Here is a 20,698-nt window from a genome sequence, read left to right on the forward strand (position 1 = left end):
CAGCAGCCCTTCTCCGAGAGCAACAGAGGCGAATCAGATGAGAAGCTTGCTAATAAGGACTTCTTCCGGCTACGGGATCCGCAGGCGAGAGACTTTCTTTCTGTGGCAACCCTTCCGGCTCATTTGAAGAGCCATTCGGACCAGAGGAAAAAGATGGCTCTGGGTTGCTCGCGTCGGCAGAATCCATCCCCGGCAAAGCCAAAGAACCAGCAGCCTCGGTGGCCCGAGCATACAGCCTGGCTCGAACCTCTGCCTCCTGCTTGGGCTTCAGATAGAGGTTCTCCAGCAGCACCGCCATACCCGCCACCCACGGGGGGACGATCACCGCCCCAACAATACCCAACAACTGGGTGCCCCCCAGCACCGCCAGCAACTGATACAAGGGCTTCACCCGCACCGAGGATCCCACCAACAGAGGATCCAACACATAAGTTTCCAGGTTTTGAACGGCAACATATAGGATCAGCACCCACAAAAAAGTCCAGCCCCCCTGCACAATCGCCACCACCAAGGCGGGCAGGGATCCCAGTACTGGCCCGATAAAGGGAATCAAGTTGGTAAACCCGGCGATCACCCCCAGCGCCAGAGCAAACTCCGACAGGCCCAGAAAGCGAAGCGAGACGGTGATCATCACACCCAAAATGGCAGAGACCAGCACCCGCCCCTGGATGTAGCCCCCCATGCGCTGAGCCATCGGGTGTACCTGCTCAGCAAGCCGCTCATTCCAGGGATAGGGAAACAACTCCACCAAGCCCCGCACCAAGTCAGAGCCGCTCACCAGCATGTAGCCGGAAATGAAGAGGGTCAGCACCATGGTCAGCAGACCGCCCAGCAAACCGCGGGTGAAGTCGAAAGACTGCACCAGCACCCGTTGTCCCGAGCGAACCGCCCAGCTCATCAACGACTGAGGGTCGAGCAACTGGTTTAGGTAGTCCAGCGCCGCCGGATCCACCCCCGCCAGATCGGCAATCCAGGTATCCACCAGCAGTTGCAACTGCTCCAGATAGAAAGGCAACCTCGCTAGCAACCGCTGGGTCTGAGTTACCACCGTTGGGCCAATGAGCAGAGCCAAGCCGGCAATCCCGGCAATTAAGCTCAAATACACCAGCACAACCCCCAGCCAGCGGGGGATGCGTAATCGCTCGGCCAGATCCACCAGGGGAGCCAGCGCTGCCGCCACCACCACCGCGATCATCACCGTCAGCACCAAGCTGCGCAGTTGCCACAGCAGCAACAACAGCATCCCTGTGGCCACCACCAGGGCTACGGAGGATACGGAGATGGTCAATTGTCTTCGGCTCATCATCTGGCTGGGTTCTCTTCAGGGGGCTAGGTAACAGACGGCTCTACCATCCTGGCTTGCCCTAGCTGGACTTGCCAAACGCTCTTGGGCAAAGACCCTAGACCCAGAACTTCCCTGCCCAGTCGGCCAGACCAAAGATCCGCAGCAAAAACCCAGCCAGAATTGCAGCTACCGTAGCAGTTCCATCCGTACCGCTTCTGCATATTCCAGCAGCTCCGGGGATCCCGTGCCGGAAGCCCGCCACAACATCAAAGCGCTACCCAAATCGGAAGCGGCACCAGCCCTATCCTCTCCCTGGTAAGCGCGCGCCATACCGCGGTGGTAGTAACCTTCAGCCCGCTGGGGCTGCACCTCGATAGCCCGGCTGAAATCCTGAACGGCCAAACTGAAGTCGCAGATGCTGGCCCACATCAGGCCGCGATGGACATAGGCCTCGAAAAGATCGGCAGCACTTTGATTTTGCTTGGCCAGCTCAATCGCCAGATGCGACACATCAAACGCCGATTCCAGATGGCCTTGTTCGGCCCAGATGCGGGAGCGGATCAAGTGCAGTTGCGGGTTGTGATAGGCAATCCGATCCAGAGGAGACAAGGTTGCCAGAGCCTGCTCAGGTTCTTGCAAACGCTCGTGTTGGATTTTGGCCTTGAGCAAATAGGCTTCAGCCAGATAGGGATCCAAAGCAATGGCAATATCCAGATCCCGCAGAGCGGAGCGCATCAGGTAAGCAATGGCAGAAGCATGCTCAGGCTGCGGTAAAGCAGCAGGATCCTCCTGAGACTGACGCCAGAAGTATTGCGCCCGTTGCAGATAAAGTTGCGCATTTCCCGGCTCCTGCTGGATGAATTGGGTTAGCAGCGCCAGCTCATTGGGAACATCCGCCTGAGCAGAGAATGGAGAAAGGGTAGGATCCTGACGCCGAGGCCGTGCCGACAGGGCAGGGCTTGAGCTGGAACGGCCAACAACCCCGGCGGGCTGGGGAGCTGCCTGCTGTACCAGCAACTGATGAGCCTGCTGCTGGTGAGCGAGAGAGCGCTGCTCAAGCTGCTGTACCCGTTCTTGCAGCTGGGCTTGCCGCCTGAGCCAAGATCCAGAACCTGCTTCATCTTCAAACAAGGTTTGGGATGAGGGCAGGGAGTGCTCCCAAGCTTGTAGAGAAACCTCAGTGACAGGACTCTGGCTCTTACGAGATGAGGTCAACCAGCCACCTTCGCCGATCAAAAACGGCAAGGACAGCAAACCCAACAGCGCCGAGCCGGAGAACAAAAGACTGGGCCTAAGCATGGATCCCACCCCTTGAAATAGCTTAGAAGTAAAGAGTTGCCTCTAAACTAGTTCGCCGCAGCCGCAGTGTCCAGAGTTTCGGCGATGCTTGCCCTGAGCCAAAACTCAGAAACTCTCCCCTAGGGGATTCTGCCACCCGCCAGATCCACCAACTCCACGCGGCGATTCTTCGCCCGGCCTTCCTCAGTGGTGTTGCTGGCCACAGGAGCAGAGAACCCCACACCAACCGGATAGAGTCGACGTTGCTCGATACCCAGCTGAACCAACCGGTTGACAACCGCCTCGGCCCGGCGCCGCGAGAGACCTAGGTTGTAGTCGAAGCTACCGGTTGCATCGGTATGACCGACCACGAGGATGCTGAGGTCGGTGCGCTCGCGCATCAGCTTGGCGATCTCGGCAAGGGTGGGCTCGGCAGCCGCTTCGATTTGATCCGAGTCATAGGCAAAGAGAATGCCGTAGACCCTTACCTTGCTTGATGAAGACCGACAGCATCCCGACGATCCGAACAAGGGCAAGGAAGAAAGCTAATCCCTCTGCGGATAGGGCTTTGTGGGCAGGTTGACACGGGAAGCCCCTCGGATCCAGGGAAAGGGGAAGTATCGCAATGACCTCTGGGCCAGGGGGGATCCCTTCAGCGCCGTCGTCTGGAGCAGCGACGCAGTAACCAACTGGCGGCGGCCCGGTCGCCTTCATCCCATGCCAACCGCTCCACGGCCACCATCACCATCGAGGTGATCACAGCTTCACTTAAATGGCGAGAACGCAAGTGCTGCACGGCTGAAGTGGCGGCCTCTAGGTCGCGTCTGCGGATGGCGCGGAGCAGCTCATCAGACATAGACCAAGCCAACGAGCCTCACTTCCTTTCTGCCCCCTTTCTACCCCAAGAGCCAGAAACTTCCCCTTTCCTTCACCTGCTTGTCAGATAATGCAAAAGTTCGTCTTACTTTCACGAAATATCTCACAAGATGTCTCAGGAATTGTTACACTTTTTGCCCCTGAGCCGACTAGGCATGTCAGACAGCAGGGAGGACCGCAGGGGAGCACGGGATCCCTTGGATAAGCCGCTCCATTTCCGCTTGCAAATCTTGGGTGAGGGCTTGTACGGCTTGTCGGCGGTTGGCCTGGTAGGCGGGCCAGCGTTCGGAAACCGAGAGGGGATCCCCAATGCTGAAACGGGCCAGGCGGGGGCCCAAGCGGGGGGGAGCAGTTCCGACGGGATTTTCTCCTTTGATCCAAGCCAGCAGACTCCAGAGGCGCAGGGCGGTTTCCGCCAACTCGTCTAGACTTAGACTGGGCTGCTCGGGCATGGGGCGCACCGCAAACACCATCAAGGTTTCCGCCAAGCGCATGTGCCAGAGGTGAAAACTGGCCTCAGCAGCCACTCGATTGGCCAGCCCCCTCTCCAGAGCCGAGAGACCAGCAATATCGGCAATATCTTCGCGGTAGATCCAGGCCCAGCCCGCCTGTTCGATGCGGTGCCGCCGCTCGATTAAGTCTCCCTGGGGCTCCAGACCAAAATGCTGCTCGGCCACGCGCAGGGCCAGATCCGATAAGCTTTGAAGACGCGCCAACAGATCCCCCTCTTTAACTTGGGCTCTATCTGCAGCAGGAAGGGCAGGGGCATAAAAGCGCTCATAGAAGGTCTGCACGACTTGCAGCAGGTGTTCTCCCAAGCGAAGGATACGGGCCAGCAAAAAGGCCTGACTGGCATGGGTTGAGCGCGGGGGTGGCAGCTTGCAATCGGCCTCCATGCGGCTGAGCAATCTATTCAGAGCGGCACTGGGATCCCGCAGGTAGGAATAGCGAAGGCCTACCGGCAAGATCAGCACCTGCTCTGGCCGTCCCGCCTTGTGCAGATCCTCCACCGCCCAAAAGCTCATCTGGGCTACCCCCGGCTCCAACGGGTTGAGAAGACTGCTCATACCGTTGATCGTTCCTTCTGGAGCTACCGCCAGCGGATATCGGCCCGATACAAACTGCTCACGAGAACTTTTTAGCCCTGCCCGATCCAGACGGCCTCGCAAAATCGGGATCCCGCCCAAGCGCGGCAAGCCCCAACGGGCAACGGATCCCAGCCACAGAGGTAGGCCGCGGTCGTAGACAAACAAAACGTGGGGCCGGCCCCGAAAGCGGATCCCCTGGCGTTGGGCCACCTGCGGCAGGAGATGGGCGAACAAGTACATCAAGCAGGGGGGATCATCGAGGGTCGGGTGTCGAAACGCCACCAACAGGCGAATCTTGCCCGCCTCAAACTGCTGATAAAGCTGAGCCAAACGCTCTCCCCCCTCTACTTCAACGCGAGGGATCCCTTTGGTCCATCGCAACCAAAAGGGCAAGCCTGCTTGAGCAAAACGAACGACCCAAGGCGTCAATCGCGGTGGCAAAAACTTGAGGGGTGGCTGAACCTTCTGTTGCATAGGGATCCTTATCTAGGGTCAGCAAGATCGGTGAACCTAGGCTTTGGATCCCATCTTAAAGAGGGCAAAGCGGGAAGAAAGCTGCGCAGTGACAGTTCGTCAACTGGATCCCTTCTCCTCACTCCCGGCCCGGCAGCGGCTCAAGCCCCAGCAGTTTTTTTCCGGCGACCGCGAGTCGCTTTGGGGGAAGCTTCTTTACTTGGGGTTGACTCCTCCACCACCTGGCCGTTTAGCACTTGCTTGAGGTGAATGTGCTTGTAACCTAGCTGAATCTCGAACTCATCCCCGGGTTTGAGATTCATTTTTTCGGTGTAGGCCGACCCAATGATCAACTGCCCATTTTTGTGAACGCTGACCCGAAAGGTTGGTTCACGACCGCGCTTGTCTCGGCTGGAACTTGGGCTGAGACTCAGACCTTTTGCCGCCAGCACCGCGTCATAGAACTCATTCAAGTTGACGCGAGGCTTGTTGGTCTTGGTCATGGTTACATAGCCACATCGCTTTGCCGTTTCTCGGCGTGGAAGATGCCCCAACGCTTCGACCTTCTGGAGCAGAGCCTTCCCGGTTAAAGGTTGTGGTGGTATATCTGACATTTTTTAATGTCCTACATCCTTCTCTTAAGATCATACCCTTGTGATGTACTCCTGCAACCGAAAGTCTGAGACTTTTTTGAAGACAGGTTTTTCTCTTGTTCCTTGAGCCAGCAGCTCCGAAGGAAAAACCTCGTCTCCCTCAAGAGGTGTTCCTGCCCTTGCCAAAAGGTGATGGGGGCAAAAAGAACTCAAGCCCTGAAGAGTGCTGGGGCTTTTGTGGATGGAGCTGACAAAAGATCGCCTTGGGGGTAGTACCGCGGTGTAGATCCGACTCACCGCTTTCTACAGCCTCATCCCCACTCGTCGGCTGCCCCAAACTCTGATCACAGCCAGAAAACAGGCTCGACTTTCCAAAAAACCGCCGCTGAGATGGTGATTGCCTTGCGCAAATCGGTCGAAAAGACAGCCAGAGCGGTGTGAAGCTGGATGCCATCAGACCTAGGCCAGCAGGCATTTTTATCTCTTGGCAGAGGCCGGCTACATCTGAGTAGTGGCTGAGGGATCCCCTCTTCGGCACTTCTTCAGATGGGAGCGCAGTGAGCGCGAGTTGCCCAAAGCAAGTTATTCATTCAGGATCCACTCGATTGGCTGCCGCTGAGACAACGATGAGTGGCAAGCTCACCAGCAAACAAAAGCCCCATTGCTCCCAAGACAGGGGTGCTGTGTCGAAGATAATGTTGAACAGGCTCCACTGGCTGAAGAGGATCTGCAGCAGGATGGCCGCCCCAATGCCGATGGCAATGGCTGCTGTATCCATGAGGCGCTCATGGCGCTCCAATTGGCTGGCACGTCCACGGCCCAACAGGGTAGGAATGGCCTGGCTGAGGCTGAGCAAGTAGAAGATGCGCCCGATCACCAACGCTTGGATGGCCATGGTGCGGGCCAGGTTAAGGTTGCCGGTGGTTTGTTCAATGTATTCAAAAACCCCGAAGATCAAGATCCAGTTGAACACGGACACCAGCAGGATGCGCTGCAGCAGCCTAGGAGAGAGCAAGTTGGCCTCCGGATCCCGCGGTGGGCGAGTCATCTCTCGGCCTGTGCTCGGCTCAAAGGCAAGAGGCACCGTCATGGTGATGGAGTTGATCATGTTTAGCCACAGCACTTGAATGGCCAGAATGGGGAGCTCGCGGTTGAGCAGCACGCTGAGGAGAATCGTCATCGATTCCCCCCCGTTCACCGGCAGGATGAAGGCAATGGCTTTGAGCAGGTTGTTGTAAACCGTGCGCCCCTCCTCAACGGCTGCCTCAATGGAGGCGAAGTTGTCATCGGTCAGGATCATGTCGGCAGCAGCTTTGGCCACTTCGGTGCCGCCTCGCCCCATGGCAATCCCCACATCTGCTTGCTTCAAGGCCGGAGCGTCGTTCACCCCATCGCCGGTCATGGCCACGATCTGCCCCCGCGCTTGCAGAGCTTCCACCAGGCGCAGCTTTTGCTCTGGCACCACCCGTGCGAAGACGGATCCCCGATTGGCAGCTTCCACAAATTCCTCCGGGCTGAGCTGCTCCAGATCTCGACCGCTGTAGGCTTGCACAGGTTTTCCACCCCCCAGGCCCATCTGCTCGGCAATGGCTTGAGCCGTGAGCACGTGGTCGCCGGTGATCATCTTCACCTGGATCCCAGCCGTTTGACAGGAACGCACGGCGGCAATGGCCTCCGGCCGCGGCGGGTCAATCATTCCCTGCAAACCGAGGAAGATTAAACCCTCCTGCAGATCTGGGTGATCCACCCGAGTTTGGCTGCTGGGGACGGTTTTTTGGGCAAAGGCCAGAACTCGCAGCCCTTGTCGTGCCAACGCCTCCACCTGCTGGCGAATCCGCTCCTCTTCCAGAGGCTGGATCTCCCCCTGGGATCCCATCTGGCTATGGCAGCGGGACAAGAGAGCCTCTACGGATCCCTTGACATAGATGCAGTGCTCTTCTGGCCCCAGGCAGTGCAAGGTGGCCATGTACTGAAACTCGGATTCAAAGGGGATGCTGTCCAGGCGAGGGCGGCGGCGCTGCAGATCTTCTCGATCCAAGCCCCCTTTCTGAGCCGCCACAAGCAGAGCCGCCTCGGTCGGATCCCCTACAACTTCCCACTGGCCCTTGTCCTTGGGTTGGAGGCGGGTGTCGTTGCAGAGGCAGCCAGCTACGAGGCAAGCCTCAAGAGCAGGCAATTGATGGATTTCGATGGGGGAATCAGCCGCCTGGAACAGGATCTGGCCCTGGGGGCTGTAGCCGCTGCCGGTAACCCGGTAGAGCTGGGATCCGGCGTAGATGGCCTGCACCGTCATCTGGTTTTCCGTGAGGGTGCCGGTTTTGTCAGAGCAAATTACCGTAGCGCTGCCCAGGGTCTCCACCGCCGGCAGCTTGCGGATAATGGCGTGGCGTTTTGCCATGCGGGAAACCCCAATCGCCAAGGTTACAGTGACTACCGTCGGCAAGCCTTCGGGGATAGCACTCACCGCCAGCGCCACTGCCGCCTCAAAGACAGTCGCTGCCGCTTGGCCCTGCACCAGCCCCACCAGAAAAGTAAGCGCAGCCAAGGTGAGGATAATTTTCAGCAAAGTCAGGCTGAACGCCTCAAACTTACGTGTCAGGGGAGTTTGCAGGGATCCCCCTTCCTCGATCAGCTTGGAGATGCGGCCTGTTTGGGTCTGGTTACCGATGGCCACCACCACCCCTGCTCCTTGGCCGAAGGTAACAAAGCTGCCGGCATAGGCCATGTTCTGGCGGTCGGCTAGGGGTGTGTCTTCCGCCAGGGATCCCAGCCGTTTTTCCACCGGCACCGACTCTCCGGTCAGGGCCGATTCATCCGCCTGCAAGTTGCGCACGCTCAGCAAGCGCAGGTCGGCGGGCACCTTATCTCCCGAACTCAGCAGCACCACATCCCCCGGCACCAGCTCCCGCGAGGGCACCCGCAGTTTTTGCCCATCCCGGATGACCGTGACCTCCGTCACCACCGACTGGGCCAGGGCGGCGATCGCTTCCTCCGCTTTGGACTCTTGGATGTAGCCGATGAGAGCGTTGATTACCACCACCGCCCAGATCACGATGGCATTGCGCCAGGATCCCAAAAACGCCTTGACCGCCCCGGCAACCATCAAGATGTAGAGCAAGGATTGGTTGAACTGCTGCAGAAACTTCACCCAGGCCGGGGTAGCCGCCTTGGCCTTTAGCTCGTTGGGGCCATATTGCTTCTGCCGCTGGATCACCTCAGCTTGAGACAGACCCCGTTCCAGAAGCGCCGCCAGAAGCAGATCCACTGCAACGATTTGGCGGGCAACTTCCTCTTCGGGCAGGGCGTGCCAGGGAGCTGCCGGCAATGAGTCAGGGGAGACGGATTTTGCCATCGCAGGTCTCTAGTTGAATCGCAACAGAACTTGAAAGCCAGCCGTGAATTCAACGGCAAATCCCTCGTACAGTCCACAGCCTAGCCGACGCCGCCTACCCCCCAAAAGTGCCGCTGTTCCCCCCAGCGTCAACAAAGCCTAGTACCCAGGAATGCTGGGGAAGGGAAACCACCTGTCCAGTTGTTCTGTCGGGGGTCGTAGACCTAGACAAGTGGCGTGGGGTAGGAATACCCAACCGCGAGGTAAAGACTCCATCCCGCTGACGCCAAGGGAAGCCCGCGCTCTGTCCGTAGGACGAGCGCCGGGAGGATGTCACGAATGCTAGGGTCTGTAACAGAGGGGAGCTTGCTCAAGATCGACAGGGATCCTTGGCCAGCCGAGCCAGAGCCTCCAAATCAGCACCCACCACGCGGTTGAGAATCCATTCGGGATGTTGCTGGGCACCCATGCGTCGATAGAACTCTATCGCCGGCTGATTCCAATCCAAAACCATCCACTCCAGCCGCCCATATCCTTTGGCCACCGCCTCCTGAGCCACCCGCGCCAAGAGCGCTTTGCCAATGCCTCTGCCGCGAAACTCCGGCAACACGAACAGATCCTCAAGGTAAATCCCTGGTCGGGTCAGGAACGTGGAAAAATTGCGGAAGTAGAGGGCAAATCCCACCGCTTGCCCCTCCACTTCTGCCAACAACGCCGAGGCCAAAGCCTCTGGGCCAAACAAATAGTGGCGCAACAGATCAGCGGATCCCGTTACCAGGTGGCTCAGCTTCTCGTACTCGGCCAAGGCGCAGATGAGGTCAAACAAAACGGGCACATCTAAGGCGGTGGCAGGACGGATTTCCATACTTTTGCCTGGCTTCACAACCAATTCCTTGAATTTCCTGAGATACCGGCACGAGAACAGACCACAGTTTATTCTTGTTGTGGACAGAACGCCCAGGCAGCATCTTTTGGACGCGCAGCGTGGTGGGGGCAGCGGCAGGGGCCCAGAGGACTCACCGCACAAGGCAGGTAGGGTGACCGAGAAAAGTAACGGCAGAAGGGATCCCAGGCCGAGTCAGAAAAGAGAGTTGGCATGGCCCGGCGCTCGTCCCCGATTGAGAGGCGGCGGGATCCCCTCTTTTCCAGCAGAGGGATCAACTGAGCCCAGAACGTTAGCCCCAACCACAAGCCAACTCCCACTCAGCGCTTGCACAATTGCCCTCCCCCGTCGGCCAACAGCGTTGTCTTCCAACCAGAATCAGCCTCGGCCAGCCTGCTTGCCCAGGACTAGCGTGGCAGCCCGTTTTGGAGCTGTCCTTCCCTGCCGGCAAGAACCCGAGAAAAACCGATTAGAGTGAAATATGGACTGACCCGCTGAGCCTTCCGATTCCATGACCACCTCCACCCTTGATGCTGCTGCCATCCTTGAAGCGTTGCGCCCTGTTCAAGATCCGGAGCTGCGCCGCAGCCTGGTGGAACTGAACATGATCCGGGATATTCGCGTCGAGCCTGGGCGAGTGGCCTTTACCCTGGTGCTGACCACGCCGGCCTGCCCTTTGCGAGAATTCATTGTCGAGGAGTGCAAAGCTGCCATCCGCCAGCTGGCCCCCATCGAAGCCATTGATGTTACGGTAACGGCAGAAACCCCCCGTTCCCCTTCCCTGCCGAATCGCCAGTCCATCCCCGGTGTGCGCAACATCATCGCCATTTCCAGCGGCAAGGGGGGAGTGGGCAAAACTTCGGTGTCGGTAAATGTGGCCGTGGCGCTGGCCCAAAGCGGGGCCCGGGTGGGGCTACTGGATGCCGACATTTACGGCCCCAATGTGCCGCTGATGCTGGGCCTGCAGGATCGGTCTCTGGTTGTGCAAAAACGGGAAGATGGCGGCGAAGACATCTTCCCCTTGGAAAATTACGGCGTCAAGATGGTGTCGATGGGCCTTTTGGTGGGGCGGGATCAGCCGGTGATCTGGCGGGGGCCGATGTTGAACGGGGTGATCCGGCAATTCCTCTATCAGGTGCAGTGGGGAGAGTTGGACTACTTGATTGTAGATATGCCCCCCGGCACCGGCGATGCCCAATTGACCCTAGTGCAGGCAGTGCCGCTTGCAGGAGCTGTGATCGTCACCACGCCCCAATCGGTGGCCCTGCTGGACAGTCGCAAGGGCTTGAACATGTTTCGGCAGTTGGGGGTGCCCATCCTGGGTATTGTGGAAAACATGAGCTACTTCATCCCGCCCGACCTGCCGGATCGCCAGTACGATATTTTCGGCTCGGAAGGGGGAGAGACCACGGCCCGCGAGCTTGGTGTCCCGCTGCTGGGGCGGATCCCGTTGGAGATTGCCCTGCGCCAAGGGGGGGATGCGGGCCAGCCCATCGTCATCAGCCAGCCTGAGTCAGCCTCGGCCCAGGCGCTGCGGCAAATTGCCAAAACCTTGGCAGGCCGTGTTTCGATGCTGGCTTTGGGGGCAGGCTAGAAGCGCTCGGCTTCCACCAACGAGACCCCGAAGCTGCGTCCCCCCACCACAATCCCCTCTTGGGCTTTACCGCGCACGGTCACTGTGCTGTTCATGGCCGGCAGCCCCTTGTCGGTGATGACCCAGAGGGAGCCGCTGTTGTCTTGGATCTCATACACGCCCTGGCCGAACACCCCTATCTGGTTCACCACGCGACCGCGGACATACACATCGGTGTAGCGGGAGGGATTTTGCTCTACGGTGGCGATGGGAGTTGTGCCGATGCCCAGACGCGCCAGTGGCCCACACCCAGCTAGGGCCAGGCTCAAACACAGCAAGAACACCAGGGATCCCTTGGGGAAAGGTAGGCCGAGTCGCTGTTTCATGGGTTGCTTCCATTACGAGCACCTGCTCCCAAGATAGCAAGCCGGCAGGGAAATCCACGGCCAAGTCAGAACTTCTCGCCAATGCCGAAGTGCAGTTGGCCTTGGCCGGCTCCGCCTTGCCCAACCGCGTAGTCGATGCGCAACGGCCCCAAGGGAGATTGGATGCGAATGCCGACCCCCAGCCCCAAACCACTGCCCGGCTTGTTGCGCACCGCTGCGGGATTGCCGGCCACGGCAGCTCCACTGCCCAGATCAGTGCCGTAGTCGGCGAAAACCACGGCTCCCACCGGGTCAAAAAGGGGGAAACGCAACTCGGCGGTTGCCGTAGCAAAGCTGCGACCGGAACCGATACCCCCCTCAAAAAAGCCCCGCACCGAGCTGCCCCCACCGATGGGGAAAGCATCGTAGGGAGCCAAGTCGCCGATGGTCGTGCCTGCTCGCACATCAAAGGCCAATACCTGCGGTCGCTCGCTGCGGGTTTCAAACAGGTTGACGGGAATGAACTGGCTGTAGCCGGCCTCGAGGCGGTTGGCATTCAAGCCATTTTGAAACAGACGTACCGACTGTTCTGTGGAGATGCGAAAGACCGAGCCCTGGCTGGGGCTGTTGGGGTTGTCGCGGGCGTCGTTGACAAGGCCGAGGCGCAGGGTGGTGTAGCTGTCTTGGCCGCTCTCGCTGAAGGTAATCGGGTTGCCCAGCACATCGAAGCGCTGCTGCTCCCCGTTGCTGTTGCGAGCTTCTACAAATTGGATGCGGGTGCCCAAGCTAGCCCGCCAATTGCCCCCAATCGGGCGAGAGAAAGTCACCCCGCCACCAAGACGGTTGATGCGCACGGGATCCCCATTGGGCAGGGTGAATCCCTCATTGAAGACAAAGCTAGAACTTTGCTGGTTGGAGATGTTGACGTTGTAGGAGGTGGGAATGTCCAGCGTGGCAATCCGCGGGTCGGTGAAGTTTAAGTCGAAGAGGGTTTCGTTGGTGCCCACCTGCACGTTGAAGCTGGCACTCTGGTTGTTGCCGCCCAAGTTTTGTTCGGAGACGTTGAGGCCGGCGAAGACCCCTGTGGCGGAGCTAACGCCGATGGTGCCGCCCAAGGTACCGGTGCGACGTTCTTCCACGTTCACCACCACCACCACCTTGTCGGGATCCTGGCCGGGGTTGAGCCCCACATTCACATCTTGAAACAGGTTGAGATTAAAAACCGCCTGCAGGTCTTCCTGGATTTGGTTGCGGTTAAACACATCCCCCGGCTTGGACTTCAACTCGCGGGTGATGATGAAGTCACGGGTTTTGGTGTTGCCCTGAACGCGAATATCCTCGATCACCCCCTCGGCAATTTCCAGGACGATGGTGCCATCTTCGGAGGAGCGCACATCCGTAACCTTGGCCAGCACGTAACCCTTATCGGCGTACCACTGCTCGATCTCGGCCACAGCCAGTTGCAGCTCGCCGAAGCTGAGCACCCGCCCTTCCTGGTCGGCAAAGGCGGCCCGCAGCACTTCCGGATCCAGAACTTTCGCCCCTTCCGTGCGCACGGCTTTCAGGATTGGGTTGGGCTTGACCTCAAAGGTGACCCGCACCCCCAAAGGCGTATCGGAAGGCACTGCCCGCACATCGGCAAACAATCCGGTGGCAAACACGGCATTGATGTCTTCCCGCAACTGGGATCGGGTGGAAACCTCGCCGGCGCGGGTGCGGATGACGCTGTAAACCCGGTTGATCAGCTCCGGATCTTCAGTGCCCTCAACCACTACCTCCGCTACCAACACTTCTGGCTCGCCGGCAGTGGGGGGTGGGGTGGGGGAGGGCTGGGCGGGGGTGTCGCCACCGGTGCGCAGGTCGAGGGTGCCGGGCTGAGGAACCGATTGCGCCCAAGCCGGGGATCCCATCAGCAGAGCGCTACGGGACGCTTCAGCAAACGCAAAAGCGGTGCAGAGCACCATCCCGCGGGTGAGAGCTGAAGCCAGCCAAGGGCGAAGTTGCCTGGAACGATTCATGGGGATCCCTCGCACACCAAAAAGCAAGATTGCACAGCCGGGCCAAGCTTGCGTTAAAACCCTCTGCCGCCCAGCAGCGGACAATTGCCCTGGATTATATCAATCCCCATCCACCCAGATCCGAGCGTGGCCGCGAACCGGATTGCGGACTTGGGCAGTCTGGAGTGCAAAAAGCAGCCTCCCCCGCTCAAGGCAGGCGCAGGGATCCCCTACAGCGCTGGCCGCAAGACCTCGGCTCGACTTCCTCGGCAGCTAGGTTGACTTGGGAGTTGAGGATGACGACGGTGATGGGAGCAGGAGTGGGAGGCAAAGAGCGGCTGCTCCTCCAGCCCCAACTGTCGGCGTACTGTTGTGGGGGAACGTTGGGCAGGATCAGGACGGTGTTTTGCAGGACGTTGCTTTGCAGGGTGGTGGCGTTGCCGTTCAGGATCGCCATCTGCTGGGTGTGGGAAGTCTGAGCCAGGACGGCTGGAGCAAACCCGAAGCCGAGCAGAGCTGCCACTCCGGGGAGGAGGAGTTGGGTGGACAACATCGAGGATTCTCCACAAGACGCCAGGATGCCGACACTTTAGCCTGCTTTGCCCTCCGCTGAGTTGCCGCAAAAAAGCAAAAAAAGCTACGTGATGGGGAGGGATCCCTGCTGGGGACGTACAGCCGCGCGGCCCAGGCCCACAAAAAAGCCTGCAGAGGGTACTCTGTGCAGGCCCGTCTTGCTCGTCTGGATTGTCTTGATGGAGCTCAGAAGGAGAAACCGGCCCCCGCTCAGGAGCCGCAGGGGAAAATCAGCTCTCCGGCTCAAACACCTTCAGATCCACCACCTTCCCCCCTTGGAAAGTCCAGTGGGCAAAGGTGCCGGCCACCTCCCCATTCTCATCGAAGTTGATGGATCCAGAGGCGCCGGTGTAGAAGATGTCTTCCCCTTTGCCGATCAGCTCCACCGCCTTGGCCCACTCTCCGGGCAGGATCTCGGTGCCGGGGGGATTGGCCACTTCCCGCAAAGCATCCCGAACAGCAGTGCCATCGGTGCTGCCGGCTTTCTGAATGGCCAGAGCCAGGACAAAAGCGGCATCGTAGGCGGTGTCAATGTAGGGGGTGGGGGGCAGCTCCCCGTAGGCGGCTTTGTAGGCTTCGGCAAAGATTTGGTAAGCCTTGCTATCGGTGAGGGCCTGGGGCGAAACGCCGATGGATCCCTCTAGCTTTTCGGCTCCCACCTGGGCTGCCACATCGGGAGAGCGCATGCCATCGGTGAAGACAAAGCGGTCAAACAGCCCCTCTTCCAAAGCTTGCCGCAAAATGACCACACCGTTTTCGGGGTAGCCAATCAGCACCAACGCCTGGGGATCCCCTTCCTTCAGTTGGGTCAGCTCACTGCGATAGGAAGCCTTGCCGGGCTCGTAGGGAACCGACTTGGTGATGGTGCCGCCCCGCTTTTCAAAAGCAGTCTTAAAGCTGTCGGCAAGGCCCTGGCCGTAGTCGTTATTAATGTAGATGATGGCCAGGCGCTCCAGCTTCTCTTCACGGGTGATCTGGGCCAGGGCTACCCCTTGATAGGCATCGGAAGGAACTGTGCGAAACAGAAAATCGTTGTCCTCCAGGGTGGTAATGGTAGGAGCGGTGGAAGCGGGGGAAATTTGCGGGATCCGATTGGGAACAGAAACCGTCGTGGCCACCGGGATGGTGATGCCACTGCCCAAGGCGCCGATGATGCCGGCCACCTTCTCCACGGTGACCAACCGCTGAGCTGCGTCGATAGCCGGCTGAGCCGACGTCTGGTCATCCGCTTCGACCACTTGGGCAGGGGATCCCAAAATGCCGCCAGCCGCGTTGATTTGGTCAATCGCCAGCTTGATCCCCTTGAGGCAGTTTTCCCCGAAGGCCTGCAAATCCCCGGTGAGAGACATTAAAGCCCCAATTTTGACCGGCCCTTGAGTGGCCTGCTGAGCCGTGCTGGGCAGCAGAGTGGTGGCAAGAGCAGCAGCCGTCAGGGCAGCCGCCGCCGCAAAGGCCCGTCGGGTGAGTTTGTTCATGGGAGACATAACCAACAACCTCCTATGAGGGAAGAGAAAGTAGAACTCAGATCCCAAAGGTCAAGTAAAGTCAAGTGTTGAGTCGTAGCAGTCAGACGTTGACTCACCTCAAAGCGTTCCCCACTTCCTCAAGAAAAGATGGCTCCGGGAAACAGGCGGGCCAGACTCAGGATCTCGCCCGTTCCTTGGCTGCTGTAGGGCTGGCTGCGGCCTCCAAAGGCAGTTGCCCCTGTAGGAATCCAGGAAGGATAATGGGCAAACTCGGCCATTGGGCTCATTATATTTTGAGAAATACTGAACTCATCGGTCGGCGGGGTTTTCCCAAGGCAGCGGCGTGATTGTTATCGACGACATCTCCAAGCGGTTTGGCGGCATTAGCGCGGTGGATCACTGTTCCTTCCGCATCGAAACCGGTCGGATTACGGGCTTGATCGGCCCGAATGGGGCAGGGAAGACCACGCTCTTTAACATCATTGCCGGGTTTATTCGGCCCAGCAGCGGGCGCATCTGGCTAGATGGGGAAGACATCACCGGCCTGCCCCCTCACCATCTGTTCCGTCGAGGGCTGGTGCGCACCTTTCAGATCCCGCGGGAGTTTGGCCGCATGACCGTCTTGGAGAACTTGATGGTGGTTCCCCCCAACCAGATAGGGGAAAACCTGTTCGCCACTTGGTTCGGTTGGCGGCGGGTGCAACGACAAGAACGCAACCTGCAAGCTCGGGCGGAAGAGGTTCTGGAACGGCTGAACCTGATCCATCTGCGGGATCAACTGGCCGTCACCCTTTCCGGGGGGCAAAAAAAACTCTTGGAACTGGGACGTACCTTGATGACCGATGCACGGGTGATCCTGCTGGACGAGCCGGGGGCTGGCGTCAACCGCACCCTGCTGGCGGATTTGATGCGCTTTATCGAGTATCTCAACCGCGAGCGGGGCTGCACCTTTTGCATCATCGAGCATGACCTGGATCTGGTGACCCGTCTCTGCGACCATGTGGTGGTCATGGCTGCCGGCAAGGTTCTCACCCAGGGATCCATGGAGGAGATCAAACAAAACCCAGCCGTGCGGGAGGCCTATTTGGGATCTGTGGCACTGGCCGACTCCCTAAACCCACCCCAGCCCTCCCCTCTGCCTTCGGAGGGATCCCTCTCATGACCCCTTTGCTGGACATCCAGGATCTCTACAGCGGCTACCGGGGGGTGGACATCCTCAAAGGGATCCACCTGAAGGTGAACCCCGGGCAAATGGTGGTGATCATCGGCCCCAATGGAGCCGGCAAATCGACGGTGCTGAAATCCTTATTTGGCTTGGCCACCATCCGCTCAGGCCGAGTGCTGTTTCAGGGATCCGACATCACCCACCTGCCCACTGAGCAACTGGTGCAGCGGGGAATCGGCTTTGTGCCCCAGACCAACAATGTCTTTCCTTCCCTCACCGTGCAAGAGAACCTGGAGATGGGGGCCTTCATCCGACGCGACAACCCTGCCGCCCAACTGGAGCGGGTTTATGAGCTGTTTCCGCCCCTGAAAGAGAAACGACGCCAAGCGGCGGGATCCCTATCGGGTGGACAACGGCAGATGCTGGCCATAGGGCGAGCGTTGATGGTGGAGCCGCAGTTGTTGTTGCTGGATGAGCCGACCGCCGGCCTGTCACCGCTGTACATAGAACAGACCTTCGCCCTCCTGCAAGAGATCAACCGTCTCGGCATCAGCATCCTCATGGTGGAGCAAAATGCCAAGCAGGCCCTGAAGATGGCGGACTGGGGCTATGTCTTGTCCACCGGAGAGAACCGCTTTGAGGATACTGGCCCCAACTTGTTGAACAATCCTGAGGTGCTGGAGCTGTTCTTGGGTGGTTGAGGCCCTCACCCCCCTCCCCTTTCCCAGAAGGAGAGTCAAGCGGGACTGGCCATTTGCTGCTTGCGCAGTTGAGCTGCTTGGTTGAGAAGAGCCTCCACAAACGTCATCGCTTCTTGGGCAGAGTGACCGGCAGTGAGTTGGGCCAGTTCTTCGCGGCGTTCCCGTTCTCCCAAAAGCTCCACCCGCACAGAAGTTCGTTTTTGGTGCACCACCTTGTGAACCCGCAGGTGGTGATCCGCCAAGGCAGCGATCAGGGGTTGGTGGGTGACGCAGAGGATCTGGTGATCTCGGGCGATGCTGTACAGCTTGGTGGCGATGGCTTGTGCCACTTTGCCGGACACGCCGGTATCGACTTCGTCGAAAACCATGGTGGCCACCGGATCGATGCGGCTGAATACGGCTTTCAAGGCCAGCAGAAAACGGCTCATCTCGCCGCCGGAGGCGATGCTGGCCAAGGGCTGAAGAGGCTCACCCGGGTTGGGGCTGAGCCAAAAGCTCACCTGATCCACCCCCTCTGCCGTCGGGGGGCCGGGTTGGATCTGCACCCGGAATTGCACTGCGCTCATCCCCAGCGGCCTGAGCTCTTCTATGAGAGCCTTTTCCAGTTGACGGGCCGCTTGTTGCCGCAGTTGAGAGAGCACCTGGCAATGGCGCTCCAGGTCTTGGGCAGCTTTGTCCAGCCGCACCTGCAATTCCTCTAGGTCGGTGTTGTCTCCTCGCAGTTGGGCCAACTGCGCCTGCACCCGCTCCGCATGGGCCATCACCTCGGCCAAGGTCGGGCCGTATTTGCGGCAGGCTTGTCTCAGTTGTGCCAGGCGCCGTTCAATTTTGTTCAATCGACCGGGATCCGCCTCCAGCGTCTCGCCGTAGCGAATTAGCTCTCGCCCCACCTCCTCCACCTGAATGAGAGCGCTGCTGACCATTTCCGCCAGAGGGGCTAGGTCGGGATCCCGCTGGGTCATGGTCTGGAGCAACCGTTCTACCTGGCCCAACAGATCGGCGATGGCCGGTGAGCCGCTGTCGTTTTGATAGAGCAATTGGTGAGCTTCGTAGCTTTGCTGTTGCAGTTCCACGCGGTGGGCCAGGCGCTCCCGTTCCCGCTCCAGCTTGGCCATTTCGTCGGGATCCTCCAGGCGCAGGGCGGCCAGCTCTTGCGCTTGAAACTCCAGCAGGTCTAGCCGTTGCAGGCGCAGTTGTTGGTTTTGCCGGCGGGATTCCACCTCTGTTTTCAGTTGGTTCCAGGTTTGGTAAAGGGCAGCCACCTCCGCCCGTGTTCGCAACAACTCTTCGCCGCCAAAGTCGTCCAGCCAACGGCGCTGGGTTTGGGGAGATTGGATTTGAACGGTTTGCCCCTGGGCAGTGATCTCTACCAATTTGGCCCGCAGGTTGAGCATCTGGGCTTTGTTCACCAGCACCCCATTCACCCGCAGGCGGCTGGTGAGCTTGCCGTTGCGCAACACCAGCTCGCGACTACAAACCAGGCCCTCCTCTAGGGGGTCGATGTGCTCTTGTTCTAGCCAGGCTTGCAGTTCAGGATTAGGACTGAAGATCGCTTCCACCAGACCTCGTTCGCTGCCAGTTCGCAGAGCCCGAGCTGTACCTCCTAGAGCTGCATCCAGAGCATCGAGGATGATGGATTTGCCGGCCCCGGTTTCTCCGGTGAGCACGTTTAGCCCCGCTCGAAAGGGGATCTCCAATTGCTCGATCAGGGCAAAGTTCTCGATCCGCAGCAGGCGCAACATAGGGATCCCGTGGGCTCAGCGTGCCGTTGGCAGTTTTCAGGATAGGGCTTGCGGGGTCGCTCTGTCCCACGTTAGCGTACCCACCATCCCTCGGCGGACGGGTACAGCGGCCAGCGGGGAGTCTGTTATTGCAGGGGTGGGGAGCACCACCCGTTCTGGTTTGGGGATCCCCTCGGGGAAATTGGCAGCCCGGCTCAGCCGGCCAGGGGGTAGCGCTCCATCAGGTAGCAGAGGCAGTCTTGGCGGATGATGCGGCTGTTGAGGGTGAGCATGCCCGGCATGATGGGCACGCTGGTGCGAATTTCTCCGTTGCAGGCATAGAAAAAGCGATCCGCCACATTTTGGCCCTGCTCGTCTTGCACCTCCAGGTGGAAGCCGTTGTTCGTCCAGCCAATGGGGGTGTGGGGGGGAAGCTCCCGAAAATTGAGGAGATCCAAATCCGGCGGGAAGCGGATGTGAGAGGGGGATCCCTCTTGGTTGCCATCCTCTTCCCCAAAGCTGAAGCTCACCTGATCCGGGACTTTGACAATGGCGACGCTGTGGAAGAGGTCAATATCTTGGCTGAGGACAGGGCGCTGCGGGATCGCCGACAGGTGCAGGCAGGCTTCCAGAAATTCGTAGGCATGCTGGGTGCCGTGGGGCTGATCCGGCTTGCCGCATTCCAGGGTCACCGCCGGGCAGAAGCGCCCGAAGGCCATGCTCTGTACCCCTTCTGGCTTGGTGAAATAGAGAACGGTGCGCCCAAACAAGGTGGCCAGGTGCAGGGTAGGGGCATCCAGGTGATTGACACAGGCGTAGTGGGGGTTGGTGCCCGTGTTGTTGTGGATATCGACGCTGGCAAAAACGCCCCGCTGCTGCATTTGCTGAAGGACGGCCTGGGCCATGGCATGTTCGGGGGTGGAGCCGGAGCCCCAAATGCGGTTGTAGTCGGGTTGGCCGTCCAGCCGCCGTTGTCCTTGACGGGCTGCCTGAACATTGCCGATGAAGAGGGAAAGGGAGCGGGGCAATTCCCGTTCGCGGCAGCGGTGCAGAGGACTGTAGCGGCGGAGAAGCTGTCGCACCGCCTGCCAACCGGTGGTTTCGTTGCCGTGCAGCAGGACGGACACAAACAGGGCGGGATCCCGTCGTCCCGGCAGATGGATGAGGGTTGGCCCACCCAATCGGTCGTAAAGCTGATGGGCCTCTAGATCCAGCAGTTGATCCGGTAGATGATCGAGAACGGTGAGCATACTGTTTGGGTTAAGAGGCTCGACTCAAACTTCTGGCTTCTGGCCTCTCTCCCTGGGGTAGGAGGGAGCAGAAGTCCAACGAAGTCCTTGGTCGCGAATG

At 59.4% G+C, this 20,698-nt stretch carries 18 protein-coding genes; 3 read left to right on the forward strand and 15 right to left on the reverse strand.

The genetic code is table 11. From position 1 onward, the window contains the following. Nucleotides 1-49 precede the first annotated feature (49 nt). The 9 genes from ACVWXW_RS01555 to ACVWXW_RS01595 all read right to left on the reverse strand — a co-directional run bounded on the left by ACVWXW_RS01555 (nt 50) and on the right by ACVWXW_RS01595 (nt 10,002). Entirely contained in the window at nt 50-1,303 is a 1,254-nt protein-coding gene (locus ACVWXW_RS01555) for an AI-2E family transporter (protein WP_457402468.1), read from the reverse strand. A gap of 168 nt (nt 1,304-1,471) precedes the next feature. After that, a complete protein-coding gene (locus tag ACVWXW_RS01560) occupies nt 1,472-2,584 on the reverse strand; it encodes a hypothetical protein (RefSeq protein WP_457402386.1) in 1,113 nt (370 codons plus the stop codon). Between the two features lie 119 nt (nt 2,585-2,703). Continuing rightward, nucleotides 2,704-3,099 (reverse strand): OmpA family protein, encoded by a 396-nt coding sequence (locus ACVWXW_RS01565; RefSeq protein WP_457402387.1) that lies wholly within the window; start codon nt 3,097-3,099, stop codon nt 2,704-2,706. Between the two features lie 116 nt (nt 3,100-3,215). Continuing rightward, nucleotides 3,216-3,419 carry a hypothetical protein gene (locus tag ACVWXW_RS01570; protein ID WP_041436260.1) on the reverse strand — a complete coding sequence of 68 codons (204 nt, stop codon included), beginning with the start codon at nt 3,417-3,419 and terminating at the stop codon, nt 3,216-3,218. Nucleotides 3,420-3,597: 178 nt separating this feature from the next. Continuing rightward, nucleotides 3,598-5,001 (reverse strand): 1-acyl-sn-glycerol-3-phosphate acyltransferase, encoded by a 1,404-nt coding sequence (locus tag ACVWXW_RS01575; protein WP_457402389.1) that lies wholly within the window; start codon nt 4,999-5,001, stop codon nt 3,598-3,600. Between the two features lie 140 nt (nt 5,002-5,141). Continuing rightward, on the reverse strand, nt 5,142-5,594 hold the full coding sequence (locus ACVWXW_RS01580; RefSeq protein ID WP_011432404.1) for an AbrB family transcriptional regulator: 453 nt from the start codon (nt 5,592-5,594) through the stop codon (nt 5,142-5,144). Between the two features lie 565 nt (nt 5,595-6,159). Continuing rightward, entirely contained in the window at nt 6,160-8,925 is a 2,766-nt protein-coding gene (locus ACVWXW_RS01585; RefSeq protein WP_457402391.1) for a cation-transporting P-type ATPase, read from the reverse strand. Between the two features lie 349 nt (nt 8,926-9,274). Further along, nucleotides 9,275-9,769, reverse strand: a complete 495-nt coding sequence (locus ACVWXW_RS01590) for a GNAT family N-acetyltransferase (RefSeq protein ID WP_041436262.1) — start codon at nt 9,767-9,769, stop codon at nt 9,275-9,277. A 68-nt stretch (nt 9,770-9,837) separates the two neighbouring features. After that, complete coding sequence (locus ACVWXW_RS01595; protein WP_238376969.1) at nt 9,838-10,002, reverse strand: DUF6464 family protein; 165 nt, start codon at nt 10,000-10,002, stop codon at nt 9,838-9,840. 296 nt (nt 10,003-10,298) lie between these two features. On the opposite strand from ACVWXW_RS01595, the gene ACVWXW_RS01600 reads away from it, so the two are divergent. Then, the gene (locus tag ACVWXW_RS01600) at nt 10,299-11,381 is read left to right on the forward strand and encodes an Mrp/NBP35 family ATP-binding protein (RefSeq protein ID WP_011432409.1); all 1,083 of its coding nucleotides are present in this window, start codon (nt 10,299-10,301) and stop codon (nt 11,379-11,381) included. On the opposite strand, the gene ACVWXW_RS01605 is transcribed toward ACVWXW_RS01600, so the two are convergent. From ACVWXW_RS01605 to ACVWXW_RS01620, 4 genes are all read right to left on the reverse strand, one after another. After that, nucleotides 11,378-11,746, reverse strand: coding sequence for a hypothetical protein (locus tag ACVWXW_RS01605; RefSeq protein ID WP_457402393.1), 369 nt, complete (start codon nt 11,744-11,746; stop codon nt 11,378-11,380). The two genes, ACVWXW_RS01600 and ACVWXW_RS01605, sit on opposite strands and share 4 nt — an antisense overlap. Before the next feature lie 65 nt (nt 11,747-11,811). Further along, entirely contained in the window at nt 11,812-13,743 is a 1,932-nt protein-coding gene (locus ACVWXW_RS01610; RefSeq protein WP_457402396.1) for a BamA/TamA family outer membrane protein, read from the reverse strand. Between the two features lie 187 nt (nt 13,744-13,930). Further along, entirely contained in the window at nt 13,931-14,275 is a 345-nt protein-coding gene (locus ACVWXW_RS01615) for a hypothetical protein (protein WP_011432412.1), read from the reverse strand. A gap of 250 nt (nt 14,276-14,525) precedes the next feature. After that, the gene (locus ACVWXW_RS01620) at nt 14,526-15,779 is read right to left on the reverse strand and encodes an ABC transporter substrate-binding protein (RefSeq protein ID WP_011432413.1); all 1,254 of its coding nucleotides are present in this window, start codon (nt 15,777-15,779) and stop codon (nt 14,526-14,528) included. A gap of 325 nt (nt 15,780-16,104) precedes the next feature. Here ACVWXW_RS01620 and ACVWXW_RS01625 point away from each other — a divergent pair, with 325 nt between their 5' ends. Both ACVWXW_RS01625 and ACVWXW_RS01630 read left to right on the forward strand, forming a co-directional pair. Further along, entirely contained in the window at nt 16,105-16,923 is an 819-nt protein-coding gene (locus ACVWXW_RS01625) for an ABC transporter ATP-binding protein (RefSeq protein WP_414329274.1), read from the forward strand. Continuing rightward, a complete protein-coding gene (locus tag ACVWXW_RS01630) occupies nt 16,920-17,627 on the forward strand; it encodes an ABC transporter ATP-binding protein (RefSeq protein ID WP_457402398.1) in 708 nt (235 codons plus the stop codon). Before ACVWXW_RS01625 ends, ACVWXW_RS01630 begins: the two co-directional genes overlap by 4 nt. 35 nt (nt 17,628-17,662) lie before the next feature. On the opposite strand, the gene recN is transcribed toward ACVWXW_RS01630, so the two are convergent. Both recN and ACVWXW_RS01640 read right to left on the reverse strand, forming a co-directional pair. Beyond that, nucleotides 17,663-19,369 (reverse strand): DNA repair protein RecN, encoded by a 1,707-nt coding sequence (gene recN / locus ACVWXW_RS01635; RefSeq protein ID WP_457402400.1) that lies wholly within the window; start codon nt 19,367-19,369, stop codon nt 17,663-17,665. A 194-nt stretch (nt 19,370-19,563) separates the two neighbouring features. Continuing rightward, nucleotides 19,564-20,598: a M14 family metallopeptidase gene (locus tag ACVWXW_RS01640; protein WP_457402402.1), complete on the reverse strand. Its 1,035-nt coding sequence runs from the start codon at nt 20,596-20,598 to the stop codon at nt 19,564-19,566. Nucleotides 20,599-20,698 lie beyond the last annotated feature (100 nt).

The sequence above is a fragment of the Thermostichus sp. MS-CIW-30 genome, from assembly GCF_054058015.1.